The sequence below is a fragment of the Roseateles sp. GW821-FHT09B06 genome, from assembly GCF_059418245.1.
On sequence record NZ_JBWKPM010000002.1, the window covers coordinates 219,222 to 235,291 of the forward strand.

The 16,070-nt window shown below is 70.2% G+C and carries 17 protein-coding genes; 6 read left to right on the forward strand and 11 right to left on the reverse strand.

Annotated features, from left to right (window positions below):
* Positions 1-9: 9 nt before the first annotated feature.
* Positions 10-951, reverse strand: coding sequence for a Bug family tripartite tricarboxylate transporter substrate binding protein (locus AC07OQ_RS02850; RefSeq protein ID WP_495051669.1), 942 nt, complete (start codon positions 949-951; stop codon positions 10-12).
* Positions 854-1,720 carry a GntR family transcriptional regulator gene (locus AC07OQ_RS02855; protein WP_495051574.1) on the reverse strand — a complete coding sequence of 289 codons (867 nt, stop codon included), beginning with the start codon at positions 1,718-1,720 and terminating at the stop codon, positions 854-856. Before AC07OQ_RS02855 ends, AC07OQ_RS02850 begins: the two co-directional genes overlap by 98 nt.
* Positions 1,721-1,856: 136 nt before the next feature.
* Between AC07OQ_RS02855 and AC07OQ_RS02860 the strand changes: the two genes are divergently transcribed.
* The 5 genes from AC07OQ_RS02860 (at position 1,857) to AC07OQ_RS02880 (ending at position 6,849) form a co-directional block, all read left to right on the forward strand.
* A complete protein-coding gene (locus tag AC07OQ_RS02860; protein ID WP_495051575.1) occupies positions 1,857-3,047 on the forward strand; it encodes a CaiB/BaiF CoA transferase family protein in 1,191 nt (396 codons plus the stop codon).
* Positions 3,048-3,055: 8 nt separating this feature from the next.
* Complete coding sequence (locus AC07OQ_RS02865; protein WP_495051576.1) at positions 3,056-3,859, forward strand: enoyl-CoA hydratase; 804 nt, start codon at positions 3,056-3,058, stop codon at positions 3,857-3,859.
* 143 nt (positions 3,860-4,002) lie between these two features.
* Entirely contained in the window at positions 4,003-4,977 is a 975-nt protein-coding gene (locus AC07OQ_RS02870; RefSeq protein ID WP_495051577.1) for a zinc-binding dehydrogenase, read from the forward strand.
* 37 nt (positions 4,978-5,014) lie between these two features.
* The gene (locus AC07OQ_RS02875; RefSeq protein WP_495051578.1) at positions 5,015-6,013 is read left to right on the forward strand and encodes a tripartite tricarboxylate transporter substrate binding protein; all 999 of its coding nucleotides are present in this window, start codon (positions 5,015-5,017) and stop codon (positions 6,011-6,013) included.
* A gap of 17 nt (positions 6,014-6,030) precedes the next feature.
* Positions 6,031-6,849: an ABC transporter substrate-binding protein gene (locus AC07OQ_RS02880; protein ID WP_495051579.1), complete on the forward strand. Its 819-nt coding sequence runs from the start codon at positions 6,031-6,033 to the stop codon at positions 6,847-6,849.
* Positions 6,850-6,868: 19 nt separating this feature from the next.
* Here AC07OQ_RS02880 and AC07OQ_RS02885 read toward each other — a convergent pair whose 3' ends face one another.
* The 9 genes from AC07OQ_RS02885 to AC07OQ_RS02925 form a co-directional block, all read right to left on the reverse strand.
* Entirely contained in the window at positions 6,869-7,573 is a 705-nt protein-coding gene (locus AC07OQ_RS02885; protein WP_495051580.1) for a hypothetical protein, read from the reverse strand.
* Between the two features lie 93 nt (positions 7,574-7,666).
* Positions 7,667-9,412 (reverse strand): thiosulfohydrolase SoxB, encoded by a 1,746-nt coding sequence (gene soxB, locus AC07OQ_RS02890; RefSeq protein WP_495051581.1) that lies wholly within the window; start codon positions 9,410-9,412, stop codon positions 7,667-7,669.
* Between the two features lie 113 nt (positions 9,413-9,525).
* Positions 9,526-10,167: a sulfur oxidation c-type cytochrome SoxX gene (gene soxX, locus AC07OQ_RS02895; RefSeq protein ID WP_495051670.1), complete on the reverse strand. Its 642-nt coding sequence runs from the start codon at positions 10,165-10,167 to the stop codon at positions 9,526-9,528.
* 19 nt (positions 10,168-10,186) lie between these two features.
* Positions 10,187-10,984, reverse strand: a complete 798-nt coding sequence (gene soxA, locus AC07OQ_RS02900; protein WP_495051582.1) for a sulfur oxidation c-type cytochrome SoxA — start codon at positions 10,982-10,984, stop codon at positions 10,187-10,189.
* Positions 10,985-11,112: 128 nt separating this feature from the next.
* Positions 11,113-11,424: a thiosulfate oxidation carrier complex protein SoxZ gene (gene soxZ, locus AC07OQ_RS02905; RefSeq protein WP_495051583.1), complete on the reverse strand. Its 312-nt coding sequence runs from the start codon at positions 11,422-11,424 to the stop codon at positions 11,113-11,115.
* A gap of 30 nt (positions 11,425-11,454) precedes the next feature.
* On the reverse strand, positions 11,455-11,922 hold the full coding sequence (gene soxY, locus AC07OQ_RS02910; protein WP_495051584.1) for a thiosulfate oxidation carrier protein SoxY: 468 nt from the start codon (positions 11,920-11,922) through the stop codon (positions 11,455-11,457).
* 68 nt (positions 11,923-11,990) lie between these two features.
* On the reverse strand, positions 11,991-12,986 hold the full coding sequence (locus AC07OQ_RS02915) for a c-type cytochrome (protein WP_495051585.1): 996 nt from the start codon (positions 12,984-12,986) through the stop codon (positions 11,991-11,993).
* A 127-nt stretch (positions 12,987-13,113) separates the two neighbouring features.
* A complete protein-coding gene (soxC, locus tag AC07OQ_RS02920) occupies positions 13,114-14,481 on the reverse strand; it encodes a sulfite dehydrogenase (RefSeq protein WP_495051586.1) in 1,368 nt (455 codons plus the stop codon).
* Positions 14,482-14,491: 10 nt separating this feature from the next.
* Positions 14,492-14,869 carry an ArsR/SmtB family transcription factor gene (locus AC07OQ_RS02925; protein WP_495051587.1) on the reverse strand — a complete coding sequence of 126 codons (378 nt, stop codon included), beginning with the start codon at positions 14,867-14,869 and terminating at the stop codon, positions 14,492-14,494.
* 139 nt (positions 14,870-15,008) lie between these two features.
* Between AC07OQ_RS02925 and AC07OQ_RS02930 the strand changes: the two genes are divergently transcribed.
* Entirely contained in the window at positions 15,009-16,025 is a 1,017-nt protein-coding gene (locus AC07OQ_RS02930) for a GGDEF domain-containing protein (protein ID WP_495051588.1), read from the forward strand.
* The last annotated feature ends 45 nt before the right edge of the window (positions 16,026-16,070 follow it).

Sequence of the window (16,070 nt, forward strand, 5' to 3'; positions counted from 1 at the left end):
CTCTTGGACTCAGTTGTCGAGCTGGATGTTGCGGGCCTTGGCCAGCTGGGTCCAGCGCGCGATGTCGGCACGGATGAACTCGGCGAAGGCTTCGGGGCTCATCGGCGTCGGCTCCAGCGCCTCGATCGAGAGCTTCTCGCGCAGCTCGGGCTGGGCCAGCACCGCGCCCAGCGCGTCGTTCAGGGTCTTGACCACGGCGGCGGGCAGGCCGGCCGGGCCGACGACGCCGTACCACTGCTGCGCATCGAAGCCCGGGTAGCCGGACTCCTCCAGCGTCGGGATGTCCCTGAACTGCGGGTGGCGCGCCAGGCCGGTCACCGCCAACGGCCGCACGCGGCCGGAGCGGATATGCGGCACGGCGGCCGCCAGGCCCGGGAACATGGCCTGGGTCTGGCCGCCGATCAGGTCGGTGAAGGCCGGCGCGATGCCGCGGTAGGGGATGTGGACCATGAAGGAGCCGATCTGCTGCTTGAACAGCTCCATGGTCAGATGGGTCAGCGAGCCCGGACCGGCCGAGCCGTAACTGAGCTTGCCCGGGTTGGCGCGCAGATAGGCGACGAACTCCTTCAGGTCCCTGACCGGCAGCGCCGCGTTGACCACCAGCACATTGGGCGTGCCGCCGATCATGCCCACCGGCGTGAAGTCCTTGATCGCGTCGTAGGGCAGCTTGCGCGTGGCCGGGCTGGTGCCATGCGTGGCCACATAGCCCTGCATCAGCGTGTAGCCGTCGGGCGCGGCGCGCGCCGTGGTCTGGCAGGCGATCGTGCCGCCGCCGCCGCTCTGGTTGTCCACCACGATGCTCTGCTTCAGCGCCTGGCCCCAGCGCTCGGTCACCGTGCGGCCGACGAAGTCGCTACCGCCGCCCGGCGCGACCGGCACGATGTAGCGGATCGGCTTGCTCGGGAAGGGCGGCGACTGGCCCCAGGCCGGCAGGCCCAGCAGCGCGGGCATGGCTTGCAGCAGCGTGCGTCTTCTCATGCTTGTTGTCTCCGTTCGGCGGCGCGCTGGGGAGGTCCAGCGTGGACAGCAGGCGCTGGCGCCCCTGCAGCACATGGGCTTGCGCCAGCTTGTTGGCACGCTCCGGGGCCCCCTTGGCGATGGCCTCGAAGATCTGGCGATGCTCCTTGTTGGAGCGGCGCATATTGATGCTGGCGTCGAAATAGCGCCGGCGATAGAGATGCAGTTCCTTCACATGGTCTTCATAGGCCTGCTGCGCGCGCTGGTTGCGGCATTGCGCCATCAACAGCGCATGGAAGCGCAGGTTCAGCAGGTAATAGCGCTGGCCGTCGTCGGCCTCGCAGGCGGCGTCCATGCCGGCCAGCAGCTGCTCGAACTCGGCCCGGTCGGCCTCGCTCAGATGCTCGGCGGCCTGCTGCGCGGCAAAGCCCAGCAGCAGGGCGCGCAGCTCGTAGATCTCCAGCATCTCGCGCACCGAGATCTGGCGCACGAACACGCCGCGATTCGGCACGGCCTGCACCAGGCCGATGCCGGCGAGCATGCGGATGGCCTCGCGGATGGGCCCGCGGCTGGTGCCCATGCGCTGCGCCAGCGCGGCCTCGTTCAGGCGCTCGCCCGGCGCGATCTCGCCACCGTAGATCAGCTGCTGCAGCTGCTCGCAGATGCCATGAGCCAGGCCCTGTTCCGGACGCTTGGCGGGAGTCTTGACGGGGGCCTTGGCGCGGGCCGGGGCGCTTTTCTTCGGGGCTGGGCGGGCTTGCATGGAAGCGGATGCTATGCGCAGTCGGCCCCGTTTGGAAGCCTCTAAGTGTTTTCGATAGTCATCGAAGTGTTGACACTTTAGTGCTCAACAGCCAACACTTTCCGCACACTTCCAGGCCCGACCCGGCCCGCCCGTCATGCCGCATGTCCCCGCTTCCGGCGCCCTGGCGCGCTTTCGCGTGATCGACCTCAGCCAGGTGCGCGCCGGCCCCACGGCCTGCCGGCAGTTGGCCGACTGGGGCGCCGACGTGATCCAGGTGCAGATGCCCGAGCACATGCGCGGCGACGACACCCTGGGCGGCCAGGAGGGCAGCGATTACCAGTACACCCACCGCAACAAGCGCAGCGTCACGCTGAACCTGAAGGAGCCCGAGGGCATCGCGGCGCTGAAGCGGCTGATCGCGACGGCCGATGTGGTGGTGGAGAACTTCCGCCCCGATGTGAAGTTCCGCCTGGGGCTGGACTACGAGACCCTGGCCCAAGATCACCCGGGCCTGGTCTATGCCAGCATCTCCGGCTTCGGCCAGACCGGCCCGCTGGCCCAGCGCCCGGGCTTCGACCAGATCGCGCAAGGGCTGGGCGGGCTGATGTCGGTCACCGGCCCGGCCGACCAGGGCCCGATGCGCGTCGGCATTCCGATCGCCGACCTGTGCGCGGGCATCTTCGCGGCGCAGGGCATCCTGGTGGCGCTGCTGGAGCGCGAGGTCTCGGGCCAGGGCCAGTGGGTGCAGACCTCCCTGCTGCAGGCCATGGTCTACATGATGGATTTCCAGACCGCACGCTGGCTGGCGGACGGCGAGGTGGCATCCCAGGCCGGCAATTTCCACCCCACCAGCATCCCGACCGGCGTCTACAAGGCGCGCGACGGCTATATGAACATCGCCGTGTTCGGCAGCAAGATCTGGGAGCGCTTCTGCACGACCCTGGGTGCGCCCGAGTGGATCACGGACCCGCGCTTCCACGACAAGCCCGGCCGCAGCGCCAACCGCGACGCGCTGAATGCGGCGATCAACGAGCGCCTGGCCCATCGGGACCGCGCCCACTGGATCGAGCGTTTCAATGCCGACGGCGTGGCCTGCGGCCATATCAACGACATGCGCGAGGTCTTCGAGGAGCCGCAGGTTCGGCACCTGGGCATGGTGCAGGACATCGTCAGTCCGCACCTGGGCCCGCAACGACTGGTGAGCCAGCCGATGACGCTGACGCGCACGCCCAGCCGCCTGGCGCGCGCGGCACCGCGGCGCGGCGAACACACCGAGGAGCTGCTGGGCGAGCTGGGCCTGGCGAGCGGCGACATTGCGCAGCTGAAGGCGCGGGGGGTTTTCTGATGCCGGATATGAGCGACTACCTTTCCCCCACCGAGCGCGTGCTGGTGCGCCTGGACGGCAGCACGCTGCACATCGTCTTCAACAACCCGGCGCGGCACAACGCGCTCAGCGTGGACATGTGGGGCGCGCTGCCGGCCCTGCTGGCCCAGGCCGCCGAAGACGAGCGCGTGCGCCTGGTCGTCTTCTCCGGCGCCGGCGAGAAGGCCTTTGTCTCGGGCGCGGACATCTCGCAGTTCGAGGATCAGCGCGCCGCCAAGCAGGCCGTCCGGCATTACGAGGCCCTGGCCGAGGAAGCGCTGATGGCCATCTACCGCTCGGCCAAGCCGACCCTGGCCTGCATCCGCGGCTGGTGCATCGGCGGCGGCGTCAATGTGGCGATCAGTTGCGACATCCGCATCGCCGCCAGCGACGCGGTGTTCGCGATTCCCGCCGCGCGCCTGGGCCTGGGCTACCGCTACTCGGCGCTGCAGAACCTGGTGGACCTGATCGGCGTGGGCGCCGCCAAGGACCTGTTCTACACCGCCCGCCGCATCGATGCGGCCGAGGCGCAGCGGCTGGGCCTGATCTCGCGCATCGCCGCAGTGGACGAGCTGCCGGCGCTGCTGGCCGAGTACGGCGCCAGCATCGGCGAGAACGCGCCGCTGACCATCGCGGCCGCCAAGACCATCATCGGCGAGATCCTCAAGCCCTCGCCCGACCTCGACGCCGAACGCTGCCGCGCGCTGATCCTCGGCTGCTTCGAGAGCGAGGACTATGCCGAGGGCCGCCGCGCCTTCATGGAAAAGCGCAAGCCGCAATTCAAGGGGCGTTGAGATGGATCACCCCCTAGGCGCTGCGCGCCTCCCCCTCGAGGGGACGAGCCCGAAGGCCCGGCTCGGCCGGATCCCTGGGCTCTCCTGGGTTTGGCTGCTTCCCTGCGCCGCTGGCGCCCTTGTTGAACAGCATGGATAAAGTCATGAAGTCCTATTCCCTGCGCGTCGAAGGCACGCAAGCCCTGCTGCAGCTGGGCGAGGCGCCGATGCCCGAGCCCGGCCCCGGCCAGCTGCTGCTGAAGATGCATGCCGCCGGCCTGAACCGCGGCGAGTTCATCCCCGGCGGCCTGGTCAAGGGCGGCGCGGCCAAGCCCGCCGGCATCGAGGGCGCGGGCGAGATCGTCGCGCTGGGATCGGGTGTTGCCGGCCTGCGGATCGGCCAGCGCGTGATGGGCCGCTGCCCCGGCGCCTTCTCCGAATACGCGCTGATGGATGCGCCCGAGGCGCTGCCGGTGCCGGCCGGTCTGGCGATGGAAACCGCCGCCGCGCTGCCGCTGACCTTCCTGGTCGTGCACGACATGCTGGTGCTGCAGGGCCGCCTGAAGCATGGCGAATGGCTGCTGGTGACCGGCGTCTCCTCGGGCGTCGGCGTGGCTTCGCTGCAGGTGGCCAAGGCGCTGGGCGCAAGAGTCATCGGCAGCTCGGGTTCCGCGGAGAAGCTGGAGCGCCTGCAGGCCCTGGGGCTGGACCTGGCGCTCCACACGCGCGCGCCGGACTTCGCGGCCGCGGTGCTGGACGCCACCGACGGCAGCGGCGTGGACCTGGTGGTCAATACCGTGGGCGGCAGCATGTTCGCCGAATGCCTGCGCTGCCTGGCCTTCGAGGGCCGGCTGGCCACCGTGGGCTATGTGGACCGGCAGCTGAGCGCGGAGATCGACCTGCAGGCCCTGCATGCCAGGCGCCTGACCCTGTTCGGCGTGTCCAACAAGCTGCGCAGCGCCGAGCAGCGCGCCGCCGGCGTGCCGGCCTTCGCGGCCGAACTGCTGCCGGCGATCGCCGACGGCCGCATCCGGCCGCTGGTGGACCGCGTGTTCCCCTTCGACGAACTGCCGGCCGCGCAGGCCTGCATGGAAGCCAATCAGCACCTGGGAAAGATCGTGTTGAAGATCAGCGAGTGACGTCAACAGCGCCGCAGAGCGCATTACCGGAGACATCATGCAATACACCGTCCGCAAGCCAAGCGCGCGCCCTGTGCTCCTGGCCGCGCTTGCCCTCGCCCTGCTGGCGGCCGCCGGCCAAGCCGCCCCGGCCCAGCCCTGGCCCGCCAAGCCCATCCGCCTGGTGATCGGCTTCGCGCCCGGCGGCGCGGCCGACTATGTGGCGCGCGCCATCGCCGACCCGCTGGGCCGGGTGCTGGGCCAGCCGGTGAGCGTGGACAACCGTGCCGGCGCCGGCAGCAGCCTGGCGGCCGACTTCGTCGCCAAGGCAGCGCCCGATGGCTACACGCTGCTGATCGCCAGCCCCAGCAGCATCTCGGTGAACCCGGCGCTCAACCCCAGGCTGGGCTATGGCGCCAAGGACCTGCTGCCGGTCACCCGCATCACCGCCTCGCCCCTGGTCGTGGCGGTCAACCCCGGCCTGGGCATCAACAGCTTCCAGGAGCTGATCGCCGCCGCCAGGGCCAGGCCCGGTGTCCTGAACTACACCACCTCGGGCAATGGCTCGGCGCCGCATCTGGGCGCGGCCCATTTCAGCAAGGTGGCCGGCGTGGAGATGGTGCACATCCCCTACAAGGGCGGCGCCCAGGCCATCCAGGCCGTGGTGGCGGGCGATGCCCAGCTGACCTTCGGCACGCCGCCCTCGGTGCTGCCGATGGTGCAGGCCGGGCGGCTGAAGGCGCTGGCCGTGACCAGCCCGAATCGCTCGCCGCTGGTGCCCGACGTGCCGGGCACCAGCGAGGGCGGCCTGCCCGGCTACAGCCTGTCCTTCTGGTATGGCTTCTTCCTGCCCGTCGGCACGCCGGCCGAGGTGACGAAGAAACTCTTCGAAGCCACCCAGCAGGTCATGCAGCGCCCCGAGGTCAGGGCCGCGCTGGCACGCGAGGGCACCGAGGTGGCGATGTCCAGATCGCCCGAGGATTTCGCGGCCTTTCTGAACGAGGACAGCCCCTTCTGGGCCAAGCTGGTCAGGGACGCCAAGGTGAAGCTGGACTGAGCCCAGGGAGAGACGACATGGCTTCGACCCAACGCTGCTTCGCGCTGCGCCGTTCAATCTGTGCCGCGGGGGCCCTGCTGCTGGCCGGCTGCGCCAGCCGGCCCGGCCCGGTCGCCCGCGCGCAGCTCGCGCCCACCGGCAAGCTGCGCGCCGCGATCAATTTCGGCAACCCCATCCTGGCCAACCGCGACGCGGGCGGCGAGCCTCGCGGCGCGTCGGTGGACCTGGCGCGCGAGGCGGCGCGCCGGCTCGGCCTGCCCATCGAGCTGCGGCCGTTCAACTCGGCCGGCCAGGTGGTGGAAGCCGTCAAGGCCGGCGAGGTGGACCTGGCTTTCGTCGCGATCGACCCGGTGCGCGCGGCGGACATGGAATACACCGCGCCCTACCTGATCATCGAGGGCGCCTATCTGGTGCGCCAGGACTCGGCGCTGCAGCGCAACGAGGAGGTCGACCGCGCGGGCACGCGGGTGGCGGTCGGCCGCGGCAGCGCCTACGACCTGTTCCTGACGCGCGAACTCAGGGCCGCGACCCTGGTGCATGCCCCGACCTCGCCCGCCGTCACCGATCTGTTCATGGCGCAGCGGCTCGAGGTGGCCGCCGGCGTGAAGCAGCAGCTGGAGGCCGACGCCCGGCGCGTGCCCGGGCTGCGCCTGCTGCCGGGGCGCTTCATGGTGATCGAGCAGGCGATGGGCGTGCCCAAGGGCCGCATGGCGGCGCAGGCCTGGCTGAGCGGCTTCATCGAGGAGATGAAGGCTTCCGGCTTCGTCGCCGGCGCGCTGCAGCGGCATGGCATCCAGGGCGCCGCGGTGGCGCCGCCCAGGGAGGCGCGCTCCTAGCCGCCCCGACCCGCGGCACTCAGAATGCCCACAGCAGCTGCGCGCTGAACATGTCGCCGTGGCGGCGATAGGTCTTGCCCCACAGATAGGCCAGTTGCAGATCGGCCGTCGGCAGCCCGACCCGCAGGGTCGGCCCGGCGCGATGCGACTGGCGGTCGGACCAATGGTCCCAGGGGCCCAGCTCGCCGAAGCCCTGCACGCCCAGGCGCCAGCCCGGGTGCAGCCGGTGCAGGGCCTGCCATTGGTACTTCAGCTGGGTGCGCCGCCCGGCCGACCAGCGCCGTTCGAAGAACAGATTGGCATTGAGCTGGGTCTGCCCCCATTCGGTCTGGAACACCGGGCCCCATTCCAGCGCGTTGTCCTCGCCATGGTTGCGGATCAGCTGGACATGCAGGGCCAGGTCGAAGGGGTACTGGCCCTGGGTCAGCAGGATCTCGTTCTGCCAGTTCCAGGAGCTGAGCTTCTGGCGGTGCAGGTCCTCGCCGATGAAGCTGGCGAACAGCCCGCTGGTCCAGCGACTGTTGACGCCCCAGCGCAGGCCCAGCTCGGGCCACAGGGTGGCGGGCTCGCGCGGCGCCTTGACGGTCCAGTAGCGCAGGTCCAGCGCCAGCTGGCCCGGCTGGCTGTAGGGCGTGACCAGGTAATAGCCGGGGTCGGCCCGCACCGCGGCGCCCCCGGCGAGCAGGGCAAGGACAAACCAGCGAAGAAGAATGAGCGGCTTCAACGGGCGGCGCTGCGATGCTGCAGGGGAGCGGCCCAGCATAGCCGCCGCGTCCGGCCGGCGCCCGGGTGGGAAAACCCTAGGCCGGGCGACCGCTCAGGCCGCCATGCCGGGATTGCCGCCCGCACCGACCAGGGCCGGGCTGTTCGGCTTGCGTGCGGCGATATGCGCCGGCCTGCCGTTCAGCGCCTGCGCGCCGAACCATTGCTCGACCAGTTCCCACACGGGCTTGCTGCCGGCCCTGGCCGCCTCTTCCGAGACCGGCGCCCAGCCGGCCACCTTGTAGCTCTTGCCGGCCTCGATGGGCCGGCCCTTGAGCCGCAGGTCGCCGATGCGCGCGCCCATCCTGGCCTCGGGCGCGCAGCTGTACGTCAGCCCGCCGACGCGCACCATGTCGCCGCCCTGCTGGTAGTAGGGGTCGGGGTTGAACAGATTGTCGGCCACGTCCTCCAGCACGGTCTTGATGGTCTCGCCCGTCATCTCGGTCAGCGTCGTGTGCGGGTAGGTGATGGCGGTCTGGTCCATCAGGAACTCGCGCGTGATGGTCTGGCCCGGCAGCAGGCTGGTGCCCCAGCGGAAGCCCGGCGAGAAGGCGATCTCGGCACCCTGCACCTCCATCAGCGCATCGCACAGCAGCTGGTCCCAGGAGCCGTTGAAGTTGCCGCGGCGGTACAGCAGGCCGTCGGTGATGGCCAGCGGCTGGGCCAGCTTTGCGGCATAGGGCGCGCGCAGCCTGGTGATCAGCGCCGCCATCTCGGCATCAGCCGGCAGCAGATTCGCGAACACCGGCAGCAGCCGGTACTTGATCTCGGCGGCGCGGCCGTTCACGACCCGCAGGTCCAGCACGCCGAGGAACTTGCCGTTGCTGCCGGCATTGGTGACCAGGGTCTGACCGCCGCGGTTTTTCACCGGCACCGGCACCGGCACGCCGTCATGCGTGTGGCCGCCCAGGATGACGTCCAGCCCGCTGACCTTGGAGGCCAGCTTCAGGTCCACGTCCATGCCGTTGTGGCTCAGGAGCACGACCAGTTGAGCCCCTTTGGCCTTGACCTCGTCGATGAGCTTCTGCAGCTCCTGTTCGCGGATGCCGAAGCTCCAGTCCGGCACCAGGTAGCGCGGATTGGCGATCGGCGTGTAGGGAAAGGCCTGGCCGATGATGGCGACCGGCACGCCGTTGATCTCGCGCAGCGTGTAGGGCGCGAACACCTCGTCGCCGAAGTCCTGGGTCTTGACGTTGTGGGCGACGAAATCGACCTTGCCCTTGAAGTCCTTGTCCAGGATCTCCTGCACGCGCTGCTGGCCATAGGTGAACTCCCAGTGGCCGGTCATCACGTCCACGCCCAGCAGCTTGGCGGCCTCCACCATGTCCTGAGCGTTCGTCCACAGCGAGGTGGCCGAGCCCTGCCAGGTGTCGCCGCCGTCCAGCAGCAGGGCGCCGGGACGGCTCGCCCTCAGCTGCTTGACCAGGGTGGCCAGGTGCGCGAAGCCGCCCACCTTGCCGTAGCGACGCGCGGCGCGCTCGAAGTCCAGGCAGCTGAAGGCATGGGCCTCGGCCGTGCCGGGCCGGATGCCGGCGGCGCGCAGGAAGCGCTCGCCGACCAGGTGCGGCAGCTGGCCCAACTGAGGGCCGAAACCCAGGTTGACGCTGGGCTCGCGGAAATGGATCGGCAGCAACTGCGCATGGCAGTCGGTCATGTGCAGCAGCGAGACCGCACCCGGGCCCTTGAAGGGCGCGGGCAGCGCATAGGGCGTGGCGGCCCGGGCATGCGAGGCCCCGAGGCCGAAGCCGGCCACCGAGGCGGCGCCCAGCAGCTGGACGAATTCGCGTTTGCTGAGGTTCATGAGGGCTCCATCAGGGCGCAGCAGCCCCTTCCCCAGCGGCGCTCGGGGATCCGGCTCTGCCGGGCCCGCGAGCGCGCCCCCTCGAGGGGCGGCCGCAGGCCGTAGGGGCTGGGCTATTGGTTAACGGGGGATTTCGGATCGAGCAGCAGGGCCATGATGTCGCGCACCTGGCCCTCGGTCAGCACGCCGGCATGGCCGAAGCGCGGCATGCCGGAGCAAGCGTTGTAGGCCTTGGCGTTCCAGATCTTGCCCCAGGTGTACTGCACGATGGGGGCCGACTGGGCCGCGGCCGGATCGCTGACGCCGCGCAGCTTGCCGTACTGGTAGAGGCTGGGGCCGATGGTGCCGAAGGAGATCTCGGCCTTGCTGATCTGGTGGCAGTTGTAGCAGTTGCCGCCGCTGGGCGCGCCGGCCGCGTCGGTCCAGGTCATGCCGCGGCCGTTCTGCGCCAGCTTCTCGCCCTCGCGCCAGTCGCCCAGGTACTGGCCGTTGGCCGGCCATTTGATGGTGGCCAGTTGCTCGGTCTCGATGCGCTTGGTCGTCGCCGCGTCGGGCGGGGTCTCGTCGGAGCAGGCCCGCTGGGCCAGGTCCTGCTCGACGCGGTCGAGCTTGGCAATGCCCTGCTCGCGGAAGGAGCCCTTGACCATGGCCTGCGCCTCGGCGTCCAGTTCGGCCGCGCCGGGCAGGCTGGCGCAGCCCACCAGCACCGCGGCCGTCAGGCCACCGAAAATCGCGATCGTTGTCGTCTTGTTCAGCTTCATGTTCGGCTCCCGCTCAGCGCTTGATCGAGGGCGCGATCGACACCGAGCCCTTGCTGTTGACACCCATATAGGTGGCCAGCGCCACCGTCACATCCGAGGCATAGCCGGGGAAGGGGAAGCGCTGCTGGCGGAAGCAGTCGTTCAGGCGCCGCTGCATGCCCCACAGCTCGCCGCTGGAGACGCGGTAGGCCGGCCAGGCCGCGAAGCCCACGCCGTCACCGGCGTTCTTGGTCAGGTTGGGCAGGTCCTGCAGGCGGATGCGCTTGCCGTCCTCGCTGTGGCAGGAGGCGCAGGCGAAGTCGTAGGGGCCGCCGCGGAAGAAGAACAGGCGCTTGCCGACGGCATAGCTGCGACGCTCCTGCTCGTGCTGCTGCGGCAGGTTGAACTTCAGGCCGCGCGACTCCGCGGCGATCCAGGCCACCAGGCCCTCCAGGTTCTTCTGCTCGTCGCGGCCGAAGCCGGTGGCGGCGATTTTCTTCGCGTCCAGGCCCTGCAGGGTCTCCATGCAGCTGAGCAGGCGCGACTCCAGGTCCTGCATGCGGCCGGTATCGGCAAAGTAGCGCGGCAGCTCGACAAAGGCGCCCTTGACCACGCCCGGGCCCTTGCCCAGATCGCAGCGCTCCAGCGAAGCATTCCCGGGGCCGCGCCTGGTCTTCCAGAGCTCCTCGCCCCGGGCCTCGAACAGCTCGGCCGGGTTGCCATCGGCCAGCATCGCGCGGTACTGCGCGATCGCGTCGGCCGACGAGGTCTGGGCCTGGGCCTGCAAGGTGCACAGGCTGCCCAGCGCACAGGCGATTGCAAACTTCCTCATCAGCATGTTTGTCTCCTCATGATGCAGCTCCGCTCCGCCCCAGCAGAGCCCGAGGATCCGGCTCTGCCGGTCCTACGGGCTCGCCCCCTCGAGGGGGCGCGCGCAGCGCGTAGGGGGTGGTCTGTCCGTCAAGCCACGGTGGCTTCGTCGGTCCGCTTGTCGCCCTTGTTGTCGACCCAGGTCACCGCGATCTTGTCGCCGGCCTTGGCGCCCTTGACGGTGAACTGCAGAAAGGGGTTCTTCGAGATCGCCGGGCCCCACTGGGCCGTCAGCACGGGCTTGCCGTTCAGGGCCGCCGTGACCTCGGTGATGTGCCAGGCCGGGATGGTCTTGCCGGCGGCGTCCTTGCGCTGACCGGTTTCCATCTCGTGGCTCATCAGCACGCGCACCACCGCGTTGCCGCCTTGCGCCTGCGCGCGAATACGCATCGGGTCTGCCATTGTTTGCTCCTCGTTCTCTTGTGCCTGGACTCAGCCGCCGCAGCCGCCGAGCGTGACCTTGACTTCCTTCTGAGCGAACAGCACCTTGTTGTCGCCGGTGATCGCCACCGCATAGACATTGGAGGTCTGGCCCATCTTCACGCGGGTGCTCATATTGGGCTCCACCGCATCGCTGACCTCGAACATGCCGGCCAGGATGTTGGGGTTCTTCTCGACCAGCAGCAGCAGGCGCTTGACGCCCGCGGCCGTGCTGGCCACGCCCAGCGGCACGACGGCGCCGTTCTCGGCGATGTCGGGGCCGGTCAAGGTGACTTCCTTGCTTTCCACCGGCTTGGCGGCCAGGCCCAGGGCCTTGAGCATCTCGTCCATGCTCTTGGCATCGAAGGCGCTGCGGCCGGCATTGGCCTGGGCCTGCGCGACGGCGGGCAGCAGGCCGGCGCTGGCCAGCAGGCCGGCGACCAGGGCACTGTGATGAATCATGTCTCGGCGGGTTTGCATCGCATCTCCTTCGTCTAGCTCGCTATTGTCGGTCTATCGTCAACTGTTTCTGATCGGGCCTGTGCGCATCACGGCCTGGCGCCGTCGGCCAGCCAGTCCGCGATGGCCTTCAGGTCGGCCTCCGGCAGGTGGGCCTGCGGCGGCATCGGCACCGGGCCCCAGACGCCCGTGCTGCCGCCCTTGAGCCGGCTCACGAAGTAGTCGCGCGCGTCGCCGCGCTCCTGGTACCGCGCCGCCACCTCGCGCAGCGACGGGCCCACGACCTTGCTGTCGATCTGGTGGCAGGCCAGGCAGGCATGCTGCTGCAGCAGCGCCGCCACCGGCCTGGGCTGCTGCGGCGGCGCCGCCGGCGCGGCCTTGGGCTGGGTGTTCTGGCCGCGCTGCGGCCCCACCAGGCGCTGCTGCTGGGACAGGTTGCCATGGGCGTTGCGCGCGAAGTCCGGCAGGTGGGAGGCGATCTTCGCCTCGACCGCGCAATCCTTCATGCAGGCCGAGCCCCGGGCGTCGGGCTTCACCCGCTTGCCATCGGGCCACATCGCATGGGCCATGGTCTTGCCCAGGCGGTTCGGCAGGCGCTGCTGCACCTCGGCCATGTTCTTGTCGGACAGCTCGCCGTCCGCGGGCAGCACGTCGGCCAGCGACAGCAGATAGGCCGTCACCGCGTAGACCTCGTCGGGCTGCAGGGTCTTGGGCGCGGTCCAGGGCATCGCGCGGTTGATGTAGTCCCACAGGGTGGACAGCTCCGAGACCTTCATCATGGTCGTGCGGCCCGGGAAGCTGTTGTCGCGCAGGCTGGCGACGCGGCCGGTCCGGATGTCGTCCTTGGTCGTGCCGCCCACCAGGGGGCTGAACACCTCGTTGGACTCGCCGAACACGCCATGGCAGCCGGCGCACTTGGCCTCCCAGACATCCTGGCCCTGAGCCACGGTGCCGCGCCCCGGCGGCAGGCCCTTGAGGTCGGGGCGCACGTCGATGTCCCAGGCCTTCAGCTCGGCCTTGGTCGCCGTGCGGCCGATGCCGTCGAACCTGGCTGACTGGGCATGACCGGGCAGCGATGCCACCATCGCGAGCATGAATGCGCCGGCTCGCCAGAGCGGCGCCCATCGCGCGAAGCCCGAGGATCCGGCCTTGCCGGGCCTGCGGGCTTGCCTCCTTGAGGGGGCGCGCGCAGCGCGTAGGGGGTGGGCCCTGTCAGGAGAGCTGGACATTCTTCACCTCGCCGCTGTCCTGCACCAGCCAGGTCTGGATCGCGTTGTTGTGATAGATCGAGCGCTTGCCGCGCACCGCGCGCAGCTGCGCGTAGTTGGGCTGCACATGGCCGCTCTCGTCGGTGGCCCGGCTCATCACCAGGGCGGGCTTGCCGTCCCACGCCCAGTCGAGGTTGAAGCGCGTCAGACAGCGGTCCATCACCGGCCCCTGCAGCCTGGCCGGCCGCCAGTTGCGCCCGCCGTCCACCGAGACATCGACCTTGGCGATCCTGCCGCGGCCCGACCAGGCCAGGCCGCCGATGTTGTAGAAGCCCTTGTCCAGCAAGACCTGGCCCCCGCTGGGCGTCGTGACCACGCTCTTGACCTCCTGGATCGAGGTGTACTCGCGGTGCAGGCCGTCGGGCATCAGGTCGATGTAGTGGATGTTCTCGTCCTTGCTGGCCCAGGGCCGGTCGCCCACCTCGATGCGGCGCAGGTACTTGACCCAGCTCACGCCCTGCACGCCGGGCACCACCAGGCGCAGCGGGTAGCCGTTCTCGGGCCGCAGCATCTCGCCGTTCTGGCCATAGGCCAGCAGCACGTCGCCGCGCGCGACCAGGTCCATCGGGATCGTGCGTGTCATCGAGGAACCGTCGGCGCCCTCGGCCAGCACGAAGCGGGCGCGCCTGGCGTCGAAGCCGCACAGCTCCAGCACGTCGATCAGGCGCACGCCGGTGAACTCGCTGCAGCTCAGCATGCCATGCGAGTACTGCACGGTGGGCACGGCCACATTGCCCCATTCCATGCCGGTGTTGGCGCCGCATTCGATGAAGTGGAAGCGCGACACGCTGGGCAGGCGCATCAGCTCGTCCATCGTGAACACCATAGCCCGCTTCAGCATCCTCTCGTCCGAGCCGTTGACCATCAGGCGGTGCTGGCTGGGATCGATGTCCCACCAGCCCTGGTGATGCCGCTCGAAATGCAGGCCGCTGGGCGTGACGATGCCGAACAGGCCCTGCAGCGGCGCGAAGGACACCGAGGCCTGGCGCGTCTGCGTCAGTCCCGGGCTCTGGCGGCGCTGCAGATTGGCCTCGAACTTCGAGGGCTTGCCATAACCCTCCTGCGCCACCGGCTGGCCCAGGCTCAGCGAATGCGGCGGCAGATTGAGGATGTTGGGGTCGCCGCCCTCGGCCGGCAGCGGATTGGCCTGGCCGCGCGCCGCGCCGGCCAGCAGCGCGGTGCTGGCCGTGGCGAAGGCACCGCGCAGAAAACGCCGGCGCGCGTCGGGCGAGGGCTCGCGGGCCAGCGCCTGGGTGTCGATGAAATGCTCGGGCGCGCGCAGCAGGCGGCCGGGGTCGCGGGAATGCGTCATCGCTGGCCCCTCAGACGCGCGACGCCAGCAGGCGCTCGGCCGGCGCCAGCGCCTCGGGATCGTCCATCTCGATCGCGATCTGGGTGCAGACCGCGCGGCACAGCGCCACCGCGCGCTCGTTCTGCACGCGGTAGTAGATCTGCACGCCCTCGCGGCGCTTGGCCAGGATGCCGGCGCGATAGAGATGGGAGAGGTGCTGCGACATGTTCGGCTGGGTGGTCGCCAGCTCGCCCACCAGCTCGCCCACGGTCTTCTCGCCACGGCACAGCGCGCTGATGATCTTCAGCCGCAGCGGCGTGGCCATCAGGCCGAACAGCTCGGCGGCGATCTCGTAGACGCGGTCGGCCTCGGCCGGCGTCGCGCTAGCAGCTTGCAAGCTTGTCTCCATTGCTTCTTATCAAAATATAAGCAAGTACTAATTTAATACAGGACCCGGCGCCCCGCCCTGGGGCATACCCTGGGACCGCCGGGCGCCGCGCGCGCATCGCACCGGGGCACAATTTGTCAAGCCCATCCGCCTGTCCGCCGTGAAGCTCAGCCCCGCCCTTCGCAAGACCCTGCTGGCGTCGCCCGGCGCCTCGATGAAGACGCACACCCTGCTGGCGGTGCTGCTCGTCGGCCTGGCCGGCGTGGCCCTGGCGGCCTTGCTGCGCAGCCAGCATGAGGCGCGCCTGGCCACCGAGCATGTGCTGGGCCTGGCCCTGCAGGACCTGCTGCTGGTGCTGGCCCTGGGCGGGGTATGCGTGCTGATACTGGAGCGCACGCTGCTGCGCCCGCTGCGCCGCCTGGCCGAGCAGGCCCATGCCTTCGACCCCACCCAGCCGCCGCAGCGCTGGCTCGACGCCGAGGACGGGCCGCGCGAGCTGCAGCAGATCAACCAGGCCTTCGAGCGCGTGCAGCAGAGCCTGGGCGCCCAGCTGCAGCGCGAACACAGCCGCGCCGAGCTGCTGCGCGCCGAGGTGGAGCAGCACAGCCGCGCCCTGGCCCGCACCCAGCAAGCCCTGGAGACCGCGCAGCGCGAGCTGGCCAGCCTGAGCCGGCACGACGCCCTGACCGGCCTGGCCAACCGCCGCGAGTTCGACGACGCGCTGCGCCGCGAGTTCAAGCGCGCCCAGCGCCAGCAGGGCCGGCTGGCGCTGGCGGTGATGGATCTGGACTGCTTTCGCGCCTACAACGAGCGCCAGGGCCGCGCCGCCGGCGATGCGGCCCTGCAGGCCTTCGCGCGGCTGCTGGCCGAGCGCTTCAAGCGCGACACCGACCTGGTCGTGCGCCTGGGCGGCGAGGAGTTCGGCGCCCTGCTGCCGGGCTCGGACCGCGACATGGCCCAGGGCCTGATGGAGCAGCTGAGCGAGGACCTGCGCGCGCTGGCCATTCCCCATCCGACCACCTCGGCCGCGGCGCCGCTGCTGACCGTCAGCATCGGCCTGGCGGCCTACCGCCCCGGTCAGACCTATCTGAGCCCGCAGGCCCTGCTGCAGGCCGCCGACGAGGCGCTGTACGTGGCCAAGCATGCCGGCCGGGATCGGCTCAGCTTGTCGGCTTGACCGCCCCCTACCGGCTGCGCCGGCCCCGGGGCGGCGAAGCCGCCC

Coding starts and splice junctions, on each gene's coding strand:
- AC07OQ_RS02865 (WP_495051576.1), top strand. CDS start 3,056: ATGAGCGACTACCTTTCCCCCACCGAGCGCGTGCTGGTGCGCCTGGAC.
- AC07OQ_RS02870 (WP_495051577.1), top strand. CDS start 4,003: ATGAAGTCCTATTCCCTGCGCGTCGAAGGCACGCAAGCCCTGCTGCAG.
- soxC (WP_495051586.1), bottom strand. CDS start 14,481: ATGACGCATTCCCGCGACCCCGGCCGCCTGCTGCGCGCGCCCGAGCAT.
- AC07OQ_RS02855 (WP_495051574.1), bottom strand. CDS start 1,720: ATGCAAGCCCGCCCAGCCCCGAAGAAAAGCGCCCCGGCCCGCGCCAAG.
- soxZ (WP_495051583.1), bottom strand. CDS start 11,424: ATGGCAGACCCGATGCGTATTCGCGCGCAGGCGCAAGGCGGCAACGCG.
- AC07OQ_RS02915 (WP_495051585.1), bottom strand. CDS start 12,986: ATGGTGGCATCGCTGCCCGGTCATGCCCAGTCAGCCAGGTTCGACGGC.
- soxB (WP_495051581.1), bottom strand. CDS start 9,412: ATGAACCTCAGCAAACGCGAATTCGTCCAGCTGCTGGGCGCCGCCTCG.
- soxY (WP_495051584.1), bottom strand. CDS start 11,922: ATGCAAACCCGCCGAGACATGATTCATCACAGTGCCCTGGTCGCCGGC.
- AC07OQ_RS02860 (WP_495051575.1), top strand. CDS start 1,857: ATGCCGCATGTCCCCGCTTCCGGCGCCCTGGCGCGCTTTCGCGTGATC.
- soxA (WP_495051582.1), bottom strand. CDS start 10,984: ATGAGGAAGTTTGCAATCGCCTGTGCGCTGGGCAGCCTGTGCACCTTG.
- AC07OQ_RS02850 (WP_495051669.1), bottom strand. CDS start 951: ATGCCCGCGCTGCTGGGCCTGCCGGCCTGGGGCCAGTCGCCGCCCTTC.
- AC07OQ_RS02925 (WP_495051587.1), bottom strand. CDS start 14,869: ATGGAGACAAGCTTGCAAGCTGCTAGCGCGACGCCGGCCGAGGCCGAC.
- AC07OQ_RS02880 (WP_495051579.1), top strand. CDS start 6,031: ATGGCTTCGACCCAACGCTGCTTCGCGCTGCGCCGTTCAATCTGTGCC.
- AC07OQ_RS02875 (WP_495051578.1), top strand. CDS start 5,015: ATGCAATACACCGTCCGCAAGCCAAGCGCGCGCCCTGTGCTCCTGGCC.